The organism is Xanthomonas sp. NCPPB 3200 (genome assembly GCF_056393585.1).
This window is the reverse complement of sequence record NZ_CM150785.1, coordinates 2611169-2626118: the sequence shown is the minus strand read 5'-3', so window position 1 is coordinate 2626118 and position 14950 is coordinate 2611169. Positions and strand designations below refer to the sequence as shown.

Here is a 14950-nt window from a genome sequence, read left to right as displayed (position 1 = left end):
ACTCTACACCTGACGCCCCATGACCGTTTCCGCGCCAGCTGCCTCTGCTCCGGCCCGCCTTCTCGATGGTCGCCGCATCGCCGAGGAACTGCTCGACGGGCTGAAGCTGCGCGTGGATGCGCGCCTGGCCGCCGGCAAGACGCGCCCAGGGCTGGCGGTGGTGCTGGTCGGCGGCGACCCGGCCTCGTCGGTGTATGTGCGCAACAAGCGGCGTGCGGCGGAGAAGGTCGGCATCGAGGCCTTCGATTACGACTTGCCGCAGGGCACCAGCGAGGCGGAGTTGGCGCGGCTGATCGACCAGCTCAATGCCGATTCCAAGATCCACGGCATCCTGATCCAGCTGCCGCTGCCGGGCATCCCCGATGCCAATCGCCTGATCCAGCGCATCGATCCGCGCAAGGACGTCGACGGCTTCCATCCGCAGAATGTCGGGCACCTGGCGCTGCGCGAGTTCGGCCTGCGTCCGTGCACGCCGCGCGGCATCGTGACCTTGCTGGGGCACACCGATCAGCCGGTGCGCGGCCGCAACGCGACCATCGTGGGCGTGAGCAATCACGTCGGCCGGCCGATGGGTCTGGAGCTGCTGATCGCCGGTTGCACGGTCACCAGCTGCCACAAGTTCACCCCGCCCGAGGTGCTGGAAGCCAGCGTGCGCAATGCCGACATCCTGGTGGTGGCAGTCGGTCGTCCGGGCCTGATTCCGGGCGAATGGGTCAAGCCAGGCGCAGTGGTGATCGATGTCGGCATCAATCGGCTGGACGACGGTCGCCTGGTCGGCGATGTCGGTTTCGACGCAGCGGTGCAACGTGCGGCCTGGATCACGCCGGTGCCGGGTGGAGTCGGCCCGATGACGGTCGCCACGCTGATGCAGAACACGCTGGAAGCGGCCGACGCGGCTGGCTGAGGCGCGCGTAACGCTGCATTGCAGTCGCGTTGTGTCTTCGTGAAGGCTTTCAGGGTAAAATGCCGCGCTTCCCCAAACTCGGGTCCGCCGATGCTCCGCATCCAGGCTGAAGCTCTCACCTACGACGACGTTTCCCTCGTCCCCGCTCATTCGATCGTCCTGCCCAAGGACGTCAGCCTGGAAACCCGGCTGACCCGCGATCTGCGCCTGAAACTGCCGATTCTCTCGGCCGCGATGGACACAGTGACCGAGCACCGCCTGGCGGTGGCCATGGCCCAGCTGGGCGGCATCGGCATCATCCACAAGAATCTGACCCCTGCGCAGCAGGCCGGCGAAGTTGCTCGGGTCAAGAAATTCGAATCCGGCGTGATCACCGAGCCGTTTACGGTGAGCCCGGACACGACCATCGGCGAGGTGCTCAAGCTGACCCGCGCGCGCAACATCTCCGGCGTGCCGGTGGTGGATGGCAGCGAACTGGTCGGCATCGTCACCAGCCGCGACATGCGCTTCGAGAAGAAGCTCGACGATCCGGTCCGCCACATCATGACCAAGAAGGATCGCCTGATCACCGTGCGCGAAGGCGCCAGTGACGAGGAAGTGCTGGAGCTGCTGCACCGCAACCGCATCGAAAAGATCCTGGTGGTCAACGACAGCTTCGAGCTGCGCGGCCTGATCACGGTCAAGGACATCCAGAAAAAGACCGACAACCCCAACGCGGCCAAGGACGGGTCTACGCGCCTGCTGGTCGGCGCGGCGGTCGGCGTGGGCGGCGACACCGAACAGCGCATCGAACTGCTGGCTGCGGCCGGCGTGGACGTGGTCATCGTCGATACCGCGCACGGCCACTCGCAAGGCGTGATCGATCGCGTGGCCTGGGTCAAGAAGGCGTATCCGCAGCTGCAGGTGATCGGCGGCAACATCGTCACCGGCGATGCCGCGCTGGCATTGATGGACGCCGGCGCCGATGCGGTCAAGGTCGGCGTGGGCCCCGGGTCGATCTGCACCACGCGCGTGGTCGCCGGTGTCGGCGTGCCGCAGATCACCGCGGTGGACATGGTCGCCGAGGCGCTGCAGGACCGTATTCCGCTGATCGCCGATGGCGGCATCCGCTACTCGGGCGACATCGGCAAGGCGCTGGTCGCCGGCGCCTCCACGGTGATGGTCGGCGGCCTGTTCGCCGGCACCGAGGAAGCCCCGGGCGAGGTCGAGCTGTTCCAGGGCCGCAGCTACAAGAGCTACCGCGGCATGGGCAGCCTGGGCGCGATGGAAAAGGGGTCCAAGGACCGCTATTTCCAGGATTCCAGTGATGCCGACAAGCTGGTGCCGGAAGGCATCGAAGGGCGCGTGCCGTATCGCGGCCCGGTCGGTGGCATCGTCCATCAGCTGATCGGCGGTCTGCGCGCCACGATGGGCTACGTGGGCTGCGCGACCATCGAGGAAATGCGCACCAAGCCGAAGTTCGTCACCATCACCGGTGCCGGCCAGCGCGAAAGCCATGTCCACGACGTGCAGATCACCAAGGAACCGCCGAATTACCGCATGGGCTAATGCCCGTGCGTGAATGGGGAATCGGGAGTCGGGAATCGATGAACCAGCGTCTGCGCCGCTTTGCCCATTCCCGATTCCCCGTTCCCGATTCCCGGCGCCAATGACCAACATCCACAGCGACAAGATCCTCATCCTCGATTTCGGCGCGCAGTACACCCAGCTGATTGCGCGGCGCATCCGCGAGATCGGGGTGTATTGCGAGATCTGGGCCTGGGATCATGACCCGGCGGAGATCGCCGGTTTCGGCGCCAAGGGCATCATCCTGTCCGGTGGTCCGGAGTCGACCACCTTGCCGGGTGCGCCGGTCGCGCCGCAGGAAGTGTTCGACAGCGGCTTGCCGGTGTTCGGTATCTGCTACGGCATGCAGACGCTGGCAGCGCAGCTGGGTGGCGCGACCGAGGCGGCGGACCAGCGCGAATTCGGTCATGCCGAAGTCGATGTGGTGGCCGCCGATGCCTTGTTCGCAGGGCTGACCGATCATGCCGGCGCGTCGCGTCTCAATGTGTGGATGAGCCACGGCGACCACGTGTCGCAGGTGCCGCCGGGCTTTACCGTCACCGCGGTGACCGACCGCATCCCGGTGGCGGCGATGTCCAACGAGGACAAGCGCTGGTACGGCGTGCAGTTCCATCCCGAGGTCACCCACACGCTGCAGGGCCAGACCTTGCTGCGCCGCTTCGTGGTCGATGTCTGCGGCTGCCAGACGCTGTGGACGGCGGCCAACATCATCGACGACCAGATCGCGCGCGTGCGCGAGCAGGTGGGCGATGACGAAGTGATCCTGGGCCTGTCCGGTGGCGTCGATTCGTCGGTGGTCGCCGCGCTGCTGCACAAGGCGATCGGCGACAAGCTGACCTGCGTGTTCGTCGATACCGGCCTGCTGCGCTGGCAGGAAGGCGACCAGGTGATGGCGATGTTCGCCGAGCACATGGGCGTGAAGGTGATCCGCGTCAACGCGGCCGATCGTTACTTTGCCAAGCTCGAAGGCGTCAGCGACCCGGAAGCCAAGCGCAAGATCATCGGCAACCTATTCGTGGATATCTTCGACGAGGAATCCAACAAGCTGGCCAATGCCAAGTGGCTGGCGCAGGGCACGATCTATCCGGACGTGATCGAGTCGGCCGGCAGCAAGACCGGCAAGGCGCACGTGATCAAGAGCCACCACAACGTCGGCGGCCTGCCCGAGCACATGAAGCTGGGCCTGGTCGAGCCGTTGCGCGAATTGTTCAAGGACGAAGTGCGCCGCCTCGGTGTCGAACTCGGCCTGCCGCGCACGATGGTGTACCGCCATCCGTTCCCGGGCCCGGGCCTGGGCGTGCGCATCCTGGGCGAAGTGAAGCGCGAATACGCCGAACTGCTGGCCAAGGCCGATGCGATCTTCATCGACGAACTGCGCAAGGCCGATCTGTACGACAAGACCAGCCAGGCGTTTGCGGTGTTCCTGCCGGTCAAGTCGGTCGGTGTGGTCGGCGATGCACGCGCCTACGAATGGGTGATCGCACTGCGCGCAGTGGAAACCATCGACTTCATGACCGCGCACTGGGCGCACCTGCCGTACGATTTCCTCGGCACGGTGAGCAACCGCATCATCAACGAACTGCGCGGCGTCTCGCGCGTGGTCTACGACATCTCCGGCAAGCCGCCGGCGACGATCGAGTGGGAGTGATTGGGCGTCTGGCATCGACTGGCACCGAGTAGCACCAGAACACACCTAAGCCCGCGTAAATGCGGATTTTTTTGTGATTTCGTCCGGCACCGACTGGCAATCTTTGGCATCGCCAAGCACTACTTTTTCATGGCATGATGGATGGCATTGAATGCTTCGATGCCATGATGTTCCATCAATACCATGCAGCCGTCTTTCTAGTTGTCATGGTATTGATCTGACGTAATTCAATGATTTCATTGAGTTTTTACGACAGGATGGGCTGACTCTAGGTCATGGTATTTGAGCCGAACCAGGGCGAGAACCATGCTGACCGATACCAAGCTGCGTAACCTCAAGCCGAGGGACAAGCTCTACAAGGAAAACGACCGCGACGGCCTCTATGTGGCCGTCACGCCTGCCGGGGCGATCTCGTTCCGCTACAACTACTCGATCCACGGCCGACAGGAGACCATCACCTTCGGCCGCTACGGTGTCGGCGGCATCACCCTTGCGGAAGCCCGTGAGCGGCTGGGCGAGGCCAAGAAGATGATCGCGGCCGGAAAGTCGCCGGCCAAGGAAAAGGCGCGTGACAAGGCCCGCGTCAAGGACGCGGAGACGTTCGGGGCCTGGGCGGAAAAGTGGCTGCGTGGCTACCAGATGGCCGATTCCACCCGTGACATGCGCCGCTCCGTTTACGAGCGCGAGCTGAAGCCGAAATTCGGCAATCAGAAGCTGGCGGAGATCACCCACGAGGACTTGCGCGCGCTGACCGATGCCATCGTGGAGCGCGGCGCACCGGCAACCGCAGTGCATGTCCGCGAGGTGGTGTTACAGGTTTTTCGCTGGGCCATCGAGCGCGGCCAGAAGGTCGAGAACCCGGCAGAGCTGGTGCGCCCGACGAGCATCGCCAGGTTCGAGCCGCGCGACCGTGCGCTGACGCCCGACGAGATCGGCCTGATGTATCAGTACATGGAGCGCATCGGCACGACGCCATCCATCCGGGCGGCGGCCAAGCTGTTGCTGCTGACGATGGTGCGCAAGAGTGAGCTGACCAACGCTACCTGGAGCGAGATCAATTTTAGCGACGCGCTTTGGACGATCCCGAAAGAGCGGATGAAGCGGCGCAATCCCCACCTGGTGTTTCTGTCCCGCCAGGCGTTGGACATCTTCATTGCCTTGAAAACCTTTGCCGGCGGATCGGACTATGTGCTGCCGTCACGGTATGACTCGGACTTGCCCATGAGCAGCGCCACGCTTAACCAGGTGCTGACTTTGACGTATCGACTGGCGCAGAAGGAAGGGAAGTCGCTCGCCAAGTTCGGCCCACATGACTTGCGGCGAACGGCCAGCACGTTGCTGCATGAGGCCGGCTACAACACGGACTGGATCGAGAAGTGCCTAGCACACGAGCAGAAGGGCGTCAGGGCCGTCTACAACAAAGCCGAGTACCGCGAGCAGCGCACGGCGATGTTGCAGGACTGGGCGGACATGATCGACGAATGGACACTGAAACGGCCGAAGGCGTAAGTCAGGCGAGGGCAGATTAGATAGCGCCGCCCGAGCATTGAGGCATGGCCTCGGGTGTTTTGACCTTTGAGGGGCGCGGCGTTTTAGCGGCTAAAAAGCGGCGGCTGCGACCGACTGGGTGAAGCCGGGACGCACGGCCTGAGTGCCCGATGACTTGCGCGCCTCGATCCATTCCTCGACCTCTGCCAAGTCCCAGGCGACGTTTCGGCTAGTGAGTGCGATCCGGCGCGGGAACTCCCCGCGCTGCTCCATGTTGAAAATCGTGCGCTCAGATAGTGGGATCATCGCCAGCAGCTTCTTGCGATTGATGAGCGTCTTACTTGTCGTTGCCTGCATCCCCTAGCCTCTTTCAGTCACTTGCGAACACGTGCCTGATGGTGCCCGGTAATTCGGATCAGGTCGGCCTAATGATTGCCCACTTTGGTTGACATGTGGCGGGGCAGGAAATGGGCGTCTCTATTGCTTCTTCAGGTGAAACGTTGCAGGGATGGATGCCAGTGCCTTAAGGGTTTTAGATACTGCTTGGCGCGTCAGCGGCCGTTGATCGTTGCTCGAAAGCTGCTCTGCAATCTCTGACTGATTTAGCCCGGAATACTGGAGCATCAAAATCTTCTTCTTGGTGTCTGACAGCTTCGAGTCCACCATCAATCGTGCCAGGTTGCGTAGCTCAGCCATGTCGGCAGGCTGCAAGGTTTGACCTAGCATGTAGTGAAAGAAGTAGTTATCAACCAGTTTGTCGCCGGATGCCGCCGCATGGGGGTTGGATCGCTTCGCGCATTGCTGACTAAGTCGGGCCAATTCGAGATCAAACTGAGCGATAGATCGTTTTGCTTGTCTATAGGTAGGGTTTCCCGCGCCGTTCAGCAACTTGGGCTGATGCGCCGCACAGTACAGGCTGCTCAAGCGAAGTGTGTCAGCGGCTCCGCGCAATTGAGATTCATCGCCTGCAAACGAAGCTAGGGCGGTAAGCTCTCCGCAAAACCGACAAAATCCTTGCCGGCGTCTTCCATTCAAGCCGCGTGGTTTGCCATCCGAGCCTCGTATTGGAGATTCCACCGGTTGCTTGCAGGCGCAGGCCCATATCAGCTCAAACAGCGATTCGAGAGTTGCTGTAAATCGTTTGTCCCTTGTGCTTGCGCAGTCCTCCTGGCGGATGAACTTCCGTAGCAGCTCCCGTTGCAAGCGAACCATCGCATCAAACCCGATCAATCGAATGATCCCGCTCAGGCCCACCCCTGTCCCTGCTCCGGGGATGTGGCCCACGTAGCGCAGTGGAAGCTTTTCCGTATACGTGACCACGGCGGGGTCGATCAGTTCTTCTATCAGCCGAACGATGGGGTGTTGCCGCGACGATGCGGAGTAGGGCTGCCACCGATCATGGAACTGCTTGATAGCTTCCGCGACAGTGGGATCGCAGCCCTTGGAAATGATGGTGGTTGACACATTTTTCATGTCAACCATTTTGGACAACAAAAGGGATGTTGGCAACTCTAATGACGCCTAACCTTCGTAGCAATTCAGTTGATAACGGAGGTTTACGCAATGACGATAGAAGACACGCTGCTGCAACGCTTCGGCCCACTACTGAGCATGGCGCAGCTCGCCTCTGTCCTGGATCGATCACCGGATGGCCTGCGGGTCAGCTTGCGCACGGCGAGCGAATGGGCGGGGCGAATCAACAAGGCTCGCTTGAAAATCGGCCGGCGCGTCTACTTCCGAACCTCGCAGATCGCCGAGGTGTTGAGCGACGAGTCCCTATACGGAACGGGGAACTGAGTCGTGGCGATTGACGTACTGGCGGCGTTCGAGTGCGAACCGCCGGTGCTGGACTTCATATGGCCGGGCTTCCTCGCGGGAACAGTCGGTGCGCTCGTCGCTCCGGGAGCCACGGGCAAGAGCTTCTGGGCGCTGGAAGCGGCCATGAGCATCGCATGCAGCGTTGCCGGTGGCGATCTCGTTGGCCTCGCCCCCGCGCACGCCGGGCGCGTAGTCTATCTGGCCGGGGAAGACCCGCCGCCCGCGCTCGTACGGCGCATTCACGCTATCGGTCAGCACCTCGGACCCGCAGCACGCCAAGCCATCGCAGAGAACCTTGCGGTTGAGCCGATCATGGGCAAGCGTCTGAACATCATGGACGATGCCCACTTGCGCCGCGTCATCGAGTACAGCGCCGGGGCGCGGCTGATCGTGCTGGACACCCTGAGCCGCATTCACGCCCTCGATGAGAACAGCAACGGCAACATGGCCCACCTCGTGGCCGTGCTGGAGCAGGTAGCGGCTACCACAGGCGCATCCGTGCTCTACTTGCACCACGTCAGCAAGGGAAGCGCCCGCGAAGGGCAGACCGACCAGCAGCAGGCCGCGCGCGGCGCGTCCGCGCTGATCGACAACGCCAGATGGTGCGGCTACGTCGCCCGCATGACTGAGGACGAGGCCAAGCGCCTCAGCGACCGCGCTCATGATCGGCAGCCCATCGGCAATGAGCGGCGCGGCTACTTCGTGCGTTTCGGCGTTAGCAAGCAGAACTACGACGCTACGCCGCTTGATCGCTGGTACATGCGGCACGCGGGCGGCGTTCTGGTGCCGGTGGAGCTGAATGAGGCCAGCAGGAATGAAGAAAAGGGACGTGATGGCCGGAGGCGAGGCGATGGCTTTTGACCTCACCCATGCCAGGCACGATCCAATGCACTGCTTGGTTCCCGGCTTGTTTCGCAGTCTCAAGCGCGGTGAACGGAAGAAGCTCAAGCTGGATGTGACGTATCACTACGCCGAGAATGCACAAGCGCGGTTCGTCGGCTTCGAGCCCCTTGGTGCTGATGACATGCGCCTGCTGCAAGGTCTTGTGGCTCTTGGAGGGCCGAAGGGCATCATCTTGACGCCAGAGCCATCAGGGGACTTGCCTAAGCAGCTCCGTCTACTTCTTGAACCGAAGTTCGATGCGGTAAGGCAGGATGCGCTTGTCGTGCGCGAGAGCATGACCAGTCTGCTAGGCGAGATCGGTTTGACCGATGGCGGCGACAACATCAGGGCGATCAAGGCGTGCTTGCTGCGCATGACAAACGTGACCGTGATGGTTACCAAGGGGCTCAAGCACAAGTCTTTTCACCTGATGAGCCATGACTTCGATGAGGAAGATGGGCGGCTATTCGTCGCGCTGAACCCTCAGATTACGGAGGCGATTCTTGGAAGGCGCCCGCATACCCGCATCGACATGGCCGAGGTGCGGTCGTTACAAACCGACCCGGCCCGCTTGATTCACCAGCGTCTATGCGGCTGGATCGACCCGGGGAAAGCTGGGCGCGTGGAGCTGGATACTCTTTCTGGTTACGTCTGGCCGGACGAGGCGAACGCCGAGGCCATGAAGAAGCGCCGCCAGAAGGCTCGCAAGGCTCTGGCCGAGCTGGCCGCCGTGGGCTGGAAGGTGAGCGAGTATGCGGCAGGGAAGTGGGAAATCGGCAGGCCAAAGCCCGTAGTAACGTTCCCCAACCTCCGTAGCAACGCTCCCCTTCACCCGTAGCAACGTTCCCCGGCCAAAGCTGAAAAACACAGCAACGGTGCGGTCTTGCGGCTAGTCCGTGAATTCCATCCATGATCTTCCAAGATCATCCACTAGGCGCGGCACTTGCCGCCGCCCTTGGGCGACGCCAAGCCCTTGCCGATCATCGGCCTTCGGCCGTTGAGTTTTACGCCAGAAGGGTGGTCAGCTCCGGTTGGTCTTTTTAGCGGCTAAAACGCTGTGCCCCTCAAGTGTCAATGACTGGCGTTGTATGTTGTATGTTGTAGCGCGCTACAACATACAACAGTGCCATTCGGTGCCCGGCCGCGACAGCGACATGAGGCCAAACCTGCTTTCGCGCACACATCGAGCTGCAGCATCGCCATTTCCGGCGAGGCTGGCCAAGATCGGCTCACGGTCGACCATCGCCACATCCGACCATGCGCCGAGGGCCCCATCGCCAGCTCTGACGACGCGATCCACTCATTGACACTTGAGGGGCCGAGCGGCGGTAGATTCTCTCGGCCTCTCCCTCTTGGCGTCCAACCTTCCGTGCTGAATGGGTTGCCATCCCTGTTTCTATAGGCGTGCCCGTGTCAACGGCTCCATGTCAACCATTTCGGACAATTATTGGAATGTTGTGCAGGCCGGCACTCCGTAACCTTCGGAGTAGTTCAGTTGATAACGGAGGTTTACGGACATGGCGACGACAGAAAGCAGTTACCCCGCCGAGTTGGCCGCACGGCTCGCTCTTCAGCAGCAGACCTCGCAGATCAAGCGCAGGGACTACCTGGCCGCTTTCATGGCGGCACGCGCGGACGTGAAGGAAGCGATGGAGGCCGGCTACGCGCTCAAGATCATCTGGGAGTACATGCGCGAAACCGGCCGTATCCCTTTTCGATATGAGACGTTCCTGAAATACGTTCGCCAGCACATCACCAATGCGCCACCTGGCTCCATGAATCAGAGCAGCACGAAGTGAGGAAAGACCCGTGCTCAATCGCTGCAAGCGCGTGGCTGAAACACGGTTGTTGGTTGTTGGATCGCTGCAAGCGCGCGGAAACGGGGCATTTCCGTCGATTCTCGCGCTGCTGGCGCGCTGTTGCGAACCGACGGTGCGCTTACAGCGCGAAATTCGATGAGTCATGCGAGGCAAAAACAACGCCGTAAGGCGGGCAGGATGTGTGAAGTAGGCCCACCCGCAAGCGGGTTGTCCTTCTTCACTTCCCCTTATTCGCGCCGGGGGCGCTCAACGGGGCATCCTGCTCTGCGAGGCTACCGGCTGCCGCCGGTTGGAGGACACATGGGCGACGAGAAACAAATTACCAGGAAGGGCAGCCCGCCGATCAAGGTGTATTGCCTTCCAGAAGAGCGCGAACTGATCGAGGCGAACGCCAAGATGGCGGGAATCAGCGTGGCGCGCTACCTGCGCGACGTAGGGCAGGGCTACCAGGTCAAGGGAGTCATGGACTACCACTACGTGCGCGAGCTGGTGCGCGTGAACGGCGACCTTGGCCGGCTGGGCGGCTTGCTCAAGCTATGGCTCACCGATGACCCGCGCACGGCCCGATTCGGCGATGCCACGATCCTTGCCCTGCTGGGGCGGATTGAGGCCACCCAGGACGAAATGAGCCAGCTTATGAAGTCGGTGGTGCAGCCGAGGGCTAAGCCTTGAGCGTTTTAGCGGCTAAAAATTTGATGGGCAGTGCCATCATCAACGATAGGGGGTATAGAAGCATCGACATGCAATGACACCGTGACATGAACCCAAAAGGCCGGGCATCGGTGTCGCCCTGGTCAAGTACCGATTAGCTACGTGGCGCAGCTATTCGATGACCCTGAAAGCCACTTTCAGAAAGGGTTATCGACATGAAGAAGCATCGCTTTTTAGCGGCTAAAACCGCACTCGCCGCCGTCCTGGCCGGCAGCATCATCATCACGCCCGCGCAGGCCGGCATTCCCGTCATCGACGGCGGGAACCTGGTGCAGAACGTCATGACGGCCATCGAGTCGGTGGCGCAGACGCTCAAGCAGATTGAGCAGTACCAGACCCAATTGCAGCAGTACGAGAACATGCTGCAAAACACGATGGCCCCGGCGGCCTATATCTGGGATCAGGCGCAGTCCACGATCAACGGCCTGATGAATGCCGTCAACACGCTGGACTACTACAGGAACCAGCTCGGCAGCCTCGACGCCTACCTGGGCAAGTTCCAGGACGTGAGCTACTACCGCAGCTCGCCGTGCTTCTCGGCCGCCGGGTGCTCGGATGCCGAGCGCGCCGCGATGGAGCAAAATCGCCGCCTGGCGAGCGAGAGCCAGAAGAAGGCGAACGACGCGCTTTTCAAGGGCCTGGAGCACCAGCAGCGCAACCTTACCGCCGACGCTCGCCAGCTCGAACGGCTCCAGTCGGCCGCGCAGGGCGCGACCGGCCAGATGCAGGCCATCGGTTTCGCCAACCAGCTCGCAGCCAACCAGGCAAACCAGCTTCTGCAAATCCGTGGCTTGCTGATCGCGCAGCAGAACGCCGCGACGGCCAGGATGCAGGCCCAGGCCGACCTTGAGGCGCAACAGCAGGCCGCCGGCGCGACTTCCAGGGAATCCAGGATCGAGCGCACGGCCAGCCCGAGAAACTGGCTCGAACTGACCCGCTGACGGAGGCTCTGCACCATGAAGAAAACGATGCTGCTTGCCGGCCTCGTGGTGGTGCTGGTGGCTGGCTGCGATAACAAGCCGGCCATCCCGCCCATGCCCGAGGTCAATGACACCAATTGCCAGATCGAGGCGATCAAAAAGATCGAGGACAGGGGCACGCGCGAGAAATTCGCCGGGCTGTGCTCGCGCCGGTCGCCGGCCGCCGGCGGCATCGCGCCGACCGAGAAGCCCATGAACTGGCTCGAACTGGCCGACCCGAAAGACCAGAAGGAGGCGAAGCCATGAAAGCACTGCACAAGGCGGCGCTGATCGGCGTCGCCCTAGCGCTTTACTCCACCGCCGCATCGGCCCAGCTCACCAACCAGGGGATGCTTGACCAGGTGGTGACGGAGTTCGCCACGCGGGCCACATCCTGGCAGACGGTGGTGATGAATGCCGCCATGTTCCTGTTCTGGACGTTGGGCACGATCTCGCTGGTTTTCACGTTCGGCTTCATGGCGCTGCGCAAGGCGGACATTGGCGAGTTCTTCGCCGAGTTCATCCGCTTCATTCTGTTCTTCGGCTTCTTCCTCTGGTTGCTGCGCAACGGCCCGGCCTTCGCCAACTCGATCATTCAGTCACTGGCCCGGATCGGTGAGCAGGCGTCCGGGGTGGCGTCGGTGACACCCTCGGGCATCGTGGATATCGGCTTCATGATCTTGAAGCAGGCATTCACAAACTCGTCGATCTGGTCGCCCGTGGATAGCTTCATCGGTGTGGCCTTGAGCGTCGGCATCCTGATCCTGCTGGCAGTTGTCGCCGTGAATATGCTGCTGCTGCTCGTCTCGGGCTGGCTGTTGATGTACGCCGGCATCTTCTTCCTCGGCTTCGGTGGCTCGCGTTGGACGTCCGACATGGCGATCAACTACTACAAGACCGTGCTGGGCGTGGCCGTGCAGATCATGACGATGGTGCTCCTGGTCGGCATCGGGAACGACCTGCTTTCCAGTTTCTACGCGAGGATGAACACCGGTACGCTGAACTTTGAAGAGCTGGGCGTGATGCTGGTTTTCTGCGTGGCGCTGCTCATGCTGGTCAATCGTGTTCCCCCTCTGGTCGCCGGCATCATTACCGGCTCGGGTATTGGTGGCGCGGGTGGCATCGGCAACTTCGGCGCAGGCGCTGCCATCGGTGCAGCTATGGGTGCGGCGAGCATGGCCGCCGGTGCGGCAAGCGTGGCCGGTGCGGCCGTGATGGGTGGCGCGGCTTCGGCCGCTGGCGGCATGTCGGCGATCAAGGCAGCGTTCGAGAATGCGGGGTCGAGCGCCGGCGGCGAGTCGGGCGGAATGCCCATGCTCGGCGGCGGCTCCGACTCCGGCAGTGATGCCGGCTCGTTTGCGCAGGCTGCCGGCTTTGATGGTGGTTCAAGCTCAGGTGCCGGCACCACTACACCACTTGCACAGGCCGCCGGTTTCGGCAGTAGCTCGGGCAGCGGTGCCAGCGGCTCGGGTGGTCGCAATGGGCAGCAATCCGGTAAATCGGATGGAGGTTCCAGCTCGAAGGGTGGTAACGAAGCCGGTAGCACGAAAGCCCAGCAAGGCGGCCAGCAGGCCGCACCAGGCAGCACCGGCCCCGGCTTGTTGGCATCGGCCGCTGCGGCGCTCGGTACGGCTGGCCGGGTCACGGCCGACGCTGGCGCGAACCTGGTGCAAGGCGTTGGCGAGGTTGCCAAGGCCAAGGCCGCCAGCATCCGCGATGCCGCTGTCGAACGCATCGCAGACACCACCGGCGGGAAGATCGCGGCGGCTATCAGGGCGAGCGCGGAGAGCGACCAGGCCGCCGCTGTCGAGTCGGTGCCGACATTCGGCGGAAACAACCTTGCAGGGGCCGATTCGGCCGCTGCCGATCCTGATGATGAAGTGACCGCGTTCGCCAACCGCGATCACGGTAAATCGGAGGCGTGACTATGAAACGTAGTGGCTTTTTCGACTGCCTGACGCTCGACCAGGCGCAGCAGCCCGCGGTGGAATTTGAACAGCCTGGCGATCAATCAACCGAGCTTGATGCAGCGGCGGAAGTGACGGCCTTCGTTGATCGTCCTGCCCCGTCTGCCTTCGAGATCACCAGGCCGGCCGCCAGGCCATCGAGCAACAGCTACAGCGGCAGCAACAGGAACACGCCGCTGGCCGAGGCCGCCGGCATCTACAGCAGCGGACAGCGATAAAGCGCGCCGGCCGGCGTGGGGCCGGCCGACACTTCCACAACCCACCTACCACAGAGGTGAATCATGGCAACCTTGAATCCTACCCATGCAACGCAGGCAGTGCAGCACGCAGCTATGCAGCTCGCGTCCCTTGACTGGCTCGACCAGGACGCGGCGCGGCAGCTCTCACCGATGGCTGAGGCCGTCGCCAATATGTTCATGGTGCTGTACTACCAGGCCGAGACGGGCCAGGCGACGCGGGACGATTTCCGCGAGGCCCTGGATGCCGTGCGGCTGTCTCTCGCCGCATAGACGCGCACCAAGAACAGCAAGGGCGGCCACTGGCCGCCCTTGTCGTTTCCGGGCCTGCATCGTCAGAAGCGACGATGCGCGACTGCGTGCTCGAGCATCGCCAGATCGGGCGATGACGGCCGCCCTGTACTTCTCCCTTGGCGTGGATCTCGCATCGTCATTTCCGGCGATGAGATCCACCTGCAGCACCGCCAGAAATGGCGATGCTGGCCAGCTTCGCTATTTGATGCCGTGCATGGCCCGCGCACGTGCCGCAACTTCGCGGGCGTGCTCGATGTAGGCCGGGTCGGCAGTAGCTTCGGCGTCGGCCAGGAACGCGGCCACGGCTTCGGCCGTGGTCAGCGCCTCGGCGGGGCCGTAGGGCGTCAGCAGCTCGCGGCCCACAGCCGGCGCATCCAGCCATTCCCGTTCCTGTGCGGCTAGCTCGGCCGAAGAGTCGCATTGGGCCGGCAGCTCATCGAGCGTGTGGCGCACCAGGTCAGCCGAGACGGCGCGGGCCGGGTCGGCCTTCAATGCGTCATGGGTCGGGCCGGCTTTCTCGTGCAACCAGTTTTCCAGGTTCTCCGGCGTGTCGTCGGCTTTCAGATCAGCCAGCAGCTCATCGACCGAGCCGAACCGCCCGGCAACGCGGCCGGCGCGGCTGTCTGCAATCGCTTCCTCAGTTTCTTTCTTGCCCAT

At 62.6% G+C, this 14950-nt stretch carries 17 protein-coding genes; 14 read left to right on the top strand and 3 right to left on the bottom strand.

Annotation, left to right across the window (positions count from 1 at the left end):
- Positions 1–19: 19 nt before the first annotated feature.
- The 4 genes from folD to AC06DU_RS11485 all read left to right on the top strand — a co-directional run bounded on the left by folD (position 20) and on the right by AC06DU_RS11485 (position 5627).
- A complete protein-coding gene (gene folD, locus AC06DU_RS11500) occupies positions 20–904 on the top strand; it encodes a bifunctional methylenetetrahydrofolate dehydrogenase/methenyltetrahydrofolate cyclohydrolase FolD (RefSeq protein WP_054591959.1) in 885 nt (294 codons plus the stop codon).
- A 90-nt stretch (positions 905–994) separates the two neighbouring features.
- On the top strand, positions 995–2452 hold the full coding sequence (gene guaB, locus AC06DU_RS11495; RefSeq protein ID WP_016903541.1) for an IMP dehydrogenase: 1458 nt from the start codon (positions 995–997) through the stop codon (positions 2450–2452).
- A 100-nt stretch (positions 2453–2552) separates the two neighbouring features.
- Complete coding sequence (gene guaA, locus AC06DU_RS11490) at positions 2553–4118, top strand: glutamine-hydrolyzing GMP synthase (RefSeq protein ID WP_039521782.1); 1566 nt, start codon at positions 2553–2555, stop codon at positions 4116–4118.
- Positions 4119–4424: 306 nt separating this feature from the next.
- Entirely contained in the window at positions 4425–5627 is a 1203-nt protein-coding gene (locus tag AC06DU_RS11485) for a tyrosine-type recombinase/integrase (protein ID WP_031627277.1), read from the top strand.
- 90 nt (positions 5628–5717) lie between these two features.
- Here the strand turns inward: AC06DU_RS11485 and AC06DU_RS11480 are convergent, their stop codons facing one another.
- Positions 5718–5963: a helix-turn-helix transcriptional regulator gene (locus AC06DU_RS11480; protein WP_023596221.1), complete on the bottom strand. Its 246-nt coding sequence runs from the start codon at positions 5961–5963 to the stop codon at positions 5718–5720.
- Positions 5964–6083: 120 nt separating this feature from the next.
- Entirely contained in the window at positions 6084–7088 is a 1005-nt protein-coding gene (locus AC06DU_RS11475) for a hypothetical protein (RefSeq protein ID WP_031627276.1), read from the bottom strand.
- Between the two features lie 81 nt (positions 7089–7169).
- Here AC06DU_RS11475 and AC06DU_RS11470 point away from each other — a divergent pair, with 81 nt between their 5' ends.
- The 10 genes from AC06DU_RS11470 (at position 7170) to AC06DU_RS11425 (ending at position 14272) form a co-directional block, all read left to right on the top strand.
- Entirely contained in the window at positions 7170–7403 is a 234-nt protein-coding gene (locus tag AC06DU_RS11470; protein ID WP_031627275.1) for an SPRY domain-containing protein, read from the top strand.
- Positions 7404–7406: 3 nt separating this feature from the next.
- Positions 7407–8285 (top strand): helicase RepA family protein, encoded by an 879-nt coding sequence (locus AC06DU_RS11465; protein WP_023596219.1) that lies wholly within the window; start codon positions 7407–7409, stop codon positions 8283–8285.
- Positions 8239–9144, top strand: a complete 906-nt coding sequence (gene repC, locus AC06DU_RS11460; RefSeq protein ID WP_425477258.1) for a replication protein C, IncQ-type — start codon at positions 8239–8241, stop codon at positions 9142–9144. The genes AC06DU_RS11465 and repC overlap by 47 nt, the downstream gene beginning before the upstream one ends.
- 679 nt (positions 9145–9823) lie before the next feature.
- On the top strand, positions 9824–10105 hold the full coding sequence (locus AC06DU_RS11455; protein ID WP_023596217.1) for a TraK family protein: 282 nt from the start codon (positions 9824–9826) through the stop codon (positions 10103–10105).
- Between the two features lie 321 nt (positions 10106–10426).
- Entirely contained in the window at positions 10427–10798 is a 372-nt protein-coding gene (traJ, locus tag AC06DU_RS11450; protein ID WP_023596215.1) for a conjugal transfer transcriptional regulator TraJ, read from the top strand.
- A 194-nt stretch (positions 10799–10992) separates the two neighbouring features.
- Entirely contained in the window at positions 10993–11778 is a 786-nt protein-coding gene (gene trbJ, locus AC06DU_RS11445; protein ID WP_023596214.1) for a P-type conjugative transfer protein TrbJ, read from the top strand.
- A gap of 15 nt (positions 11779–11793) precedes the next feature.
- On the top strand, positions 11794–12063 hold the full coding sequence (gene trbK / locus AC06DU_RS11440; RefSeq protein WP_023596213.1) for an entry exclusion lipoprotein TrbK: 270 nt from the start codon (positions 11794–11796) through the stop codon (positions 12061–12063).
- Positions 12060–13721: a P-type conjugative transfer protein TrbL gene (gene trbL, locus AC06DU_RS11435; RefSeq protein ID WP_023596212.1), complete on the top strand. Its 1662-nt coding sequence runs from the start codon at positions 12060–12062 to the stop codon at positions 13719–13721. Before trbK ends, trbL begins: the two co-directional genes overlap by 4 nt.
- Positions 13722–13723: 2 nt before the next feature.
- The gene (locus AC06DU_RS11430) at positions 13724–13981 is read left to right on the top strand and encodes a hypothetical protein (protein ID WP_023596211.1); all 258 of its coding nucleotides are present in this window, start codon (positions 13724–13726) and stop codon (positions 13979–13981) included.
- A 114-nt stretch (positions 13982–14095) separates the two neighbouring features.
- Positions 14096–14272: a type I toxin-antitoxin system ptaRNA1 family toxin gene (locus AC06DU_RS11425; RefSeq protein ID WP_478202453.1), complete on the top strand. Its 177-nt coding sequence runs from the start codon at positions 14096–14098 to the stop codon at positions 14270–14272.
- Between the two features lie 219 nt (positions 14273–14491).
- Here the strand turns inward: AC06DU_RS11425 and AC06DU_RS11420 are convergent, their stop codons facing one another.
- The gene (locus AC06DU_RS11420; RefSeq protein WP_023596209.1) at positions 14492–14950 is read right to left on the bottom strand and encodes a helix-turn-helix domain-containing protein; all 459 of its coding nucleotides are present in this window, start codon (positions 14948–14950) and stop codon (positions 14492–14494) included.

Excerpts from the sequence above, each read along its gene's own strand:
- AC06DU_RS11455 (WP_023596217.1), top strand. The coding sequence starts at position 9,824 with ATGGCGACGACAGAAAGCAGTTACCCCGCCGAGTTGGCCGCACGGCTC.
- guaB (WP_016903541.1), top strand. The coding sequence starts at position 995 with ATGCTCCGCATCCAGGCTGAAGCTCTCACCTACGACGACGTTTCCCTC.
- traJ (WP_023596215.1), top strand. The coding sequence starts at position 10,427 with ATGGGCGACGAGAAACAAATTACCAGGAAGGGCAGCCCGCCGATCAAG.
- trbL (WP_023596212.1), top strand. The coding sequence starts at position 12,060 with ATGAAAGCACTGCACAAGGCGGCGCTGATCGGCGTCGCCCTAGCGCTT.
- AC06DU_RS11470 (WP_031627275.1), top strand. The coding sequence starts at position 7,170 with ATGACGATAGAAGACACGCTGCTGCAACGCTTCGGCCCACTACTGAGC.
- trbK (WP_023596213.1), top strand. The coding sequence starts at position 11,794 with ATGAAGAAAACGATGCTGCTTGCCGGCCTCGTGGTGGTGCTGGTGGCT.
- AC06DU_RS11485 (WP_031627277.1), top strand. The coding sequence starts at position 4,425 with ATGCTGACCGATACCAAGCTGCGTAACCTCAAGCCGAGGGACAAGCTC.
- AC06DU_RS11480 (WP_023596221.1), bottom strand. The coding sequence starts at position 5,963 with ATGCAGGCAACGACAAGTAAGACGCTCATCAATCGCAAGAAGCTGCTG.
- AC06DU_RS11430 (WP_023596211.1), top strand. The coding sequence starts at position 13,724 with ATGAAACGTAGTGGCTTTTTCGACTGCCTGACGCTCGACCAGGCGCAG.
- guaA (WP_039521782.1), top strand. The coding sequence starts at position 2,553 with ATGACCAACATCCACAGCGACAAGATCCTCATCCTCGATTTCGGCGCG.
- AC06DU_RS11425 (WP_478202453.1), top strand. The coding sequence starts at position 14,096 with ATGCAGCTCGCGTCCCTTGACTGGCTCGACCAGGACGCGGCGCGGCAG.
- repC (WP_425477258.1), top strand. The coding sequence starts at position 8,239 with ATGAAGAAAAGGGACGTGATGGCCGGAGGCGAGGCGATGGCTTTTGAC.
- trbJ (WP_023596214.1), top strand. The coding sequence starts at position 10,993 with ATGAAGAAGCATCGCTTTTTAGCGGCTAAAACCGCACTCGCCGCCGTC.
- AC06DU_RS11475 (WP_031627276.1), bottom strand. The coding sequence starts at position 7,088 with ATGGTTGACATGAAAAATGTGTCAACCACCATCATTTCCAAGGGCTGC.
- AC06DU_RS11420 (WP_023596209.1), bottom strand. The coding sequence starts at position 14,950 with ATGGGCAAGAAAGAAACTGAGGAAGCGATTGCAGACAGCCGCGCCGGC.
- folD (WP_054591959.1), top strand. The coding sequence starts at position 20 with ATGACCGTTTCCGCGCCAGCTGCCTCTGCTCCGGCCCGCCTTCTCGAT.